Raw genomic sequence first — 1,676 nt, 5'->3', positions numbered from 1 at the left:
GACGGGCTGGGCGTCGGACACACGCTGCTGTGCTGCGAAAGGGCGCGCTGATGGATGCGCGAAGCTTAAGCGCGCGGCTAAATAAGCCGATTAAAATTTTACTAGTGCTACTTGGAATCGGAATTTTGGCAAACGTGGCGGTGGAATTTTACGCGGAGAAAAAACGCAGCGAGCTAGAGCGAAATTTCTGCGAAAGCAAACAGGTGCGAGATGCGCTAGCGCGGATAAACGAGGGCGCGCCGCGCAGGATCGACGATGCTACAATTTTAAAAGGCGCCGCATGCGAAGAGGGTAGCTTCATATACGATTACGCGCTAAATAGTTCGCCAAATTTAGATCTTAGCACTCTGGATGCGGGCGATGCGGAAATTTTAAAAGAGATGCTGTTTGCTAAGGCGAAGGCCAGCTTTTGCAGCACGGAATTCTCGCAACGCCTGCGGGAGCTCGGCAAAACGATGGTGTTAAATTACGAGATAGAGGGCTTGCCGCCGATAAAAATCACGCTGGATAAAAGCAGTTGTGCGCGGTGAATTTTAAAACCCAAGCGAGGCATTTGATTAGCCGCGTTTTGTGTGGCGGCACATTGGCGGCTGACACATCTGCAAGTTTGTGAACAGGCTCATGCTTTGACGCAGAATTTATGTGAGCAGGTCGCGGATAAAATTTAGTAAGATTTCATCGCAGCAGGTGCAGCGTCACAATAAATCCCAAAATTCTGACTCAAAATCTACGATGCTGTTTCAAATAAGATTCCGTAACTTATAGAATTTCGCGTTAAAGCTTTACGCGGTGTTTGCGCTGCCGCATAGATATAATTCCACGTGAAATAGTGAAATTTTAATGAAAAACGCCGCTGGCAGAATTTGACGCAAAATTAGATCGTGGCTTAAAAAGGACTCGGTGCGTTTTAGCGCTTTGTGGCGACGAAATACACGCTGATCTGCGTCATACTATACGCGACGGCGCTGTAAAAGTTAAGCAGAAATTTTAGCATGTTGCTTTTGCACAGGCGAAATCAAAAGCGAAGCGGATAAATTTTAAGCGAATTCAGCGCGGGCGAGCAGGCAAAGGCTCACGCCGCGCTAAATTTTAAATCTCGCGCAAGCCCTACTTGCAGTCGCTAGGCTTAAATTCTACCCTTATAAATTCTTCGCCACTTTTTATCTTATAGCTCCATATCGCGCTGTTTATTAGCGGATGCATTACTTTCATCTGGTTGCAAAAAATTTGCTTATTTTGGCTATCTATGACATTTTGTATCACGGTTTTTTGATCATTTCCGACACTGTCAAATTTCATCCCCATGCCGTCATTTAGCTCGTAGTTGTAGATGAAGCTGCCATCTTTGCACTCAGCGCCCATTAACGTGGTAATCTCGTCGACTCGCATCGGCGCACTCTTATTGATACCTTCCACAGCCGCTTTGAGCTGGACATTATCGCAGCTTGGTGCCGCAGGCGAGATAAATCTTACAAGTAAGCGCGCATTTGAGTATTTTAAAGCCATGTTAATTATATCAATAAATAAAATTTAGGCGCAACGATCCGCAAGCGCGTGCCGCAAGATCGCCGCGACAAATTCTACCGCAAGACGGCGGGCAAAAATAATCGACCAGATGTCGCTTACCACGCACAAAGGCGCAAGCGCGATTAGTTATCGTTGATTACGTCCAAAAT

The 1,676-nt window shown here is 46.4% G+C and carries 2 protein-coding genes; one reads left to right on the top strand and one right to left on the bottom strand.

Annotation, left to right across the window (positions count from 1 at the left end; all coding sequences use genetic code 11):
* A partial coding sequence (locus tag Q0369_RS04745) for a hypothetical protein (protein ID WP_298096695.1) occupies positions 1–530 on the top strand: 530 nt, incomplete at its 5' end.
* 577 nt (positions 531–1,107) lie between these two features.
* On the opposite strand, the gene Q0369_RS04740 is transcribed toward Q0369_RS04745, so the two are convergent.
* Complete coding sequence (locus Q0369_RS04740) at positions 1,108–1,416, bottom strand: hypothetical protein (RefSeq protein WP_298096693.1); 309 nt, start codon at positions 1,414–1,416, stop codon at positions 1,108–1,110.
* Positions 1,417–1,676: the final 260 nt, after the last annotated feature.

The sequence above is a fragment of the uncultured Campylobacter sp. genome (assembly GCF_938030685.1).
GTDB lineage: Bacteria > Campylobacterota > Campylobacteria > Campylobacterales > Campylobacteraceae > Campylobacter_B.
The sequence above is the reverse complement of the archived record's forward strand: the minus strand, read 5'-3'. Positions and strand labels throughout refer to the sequence as shown.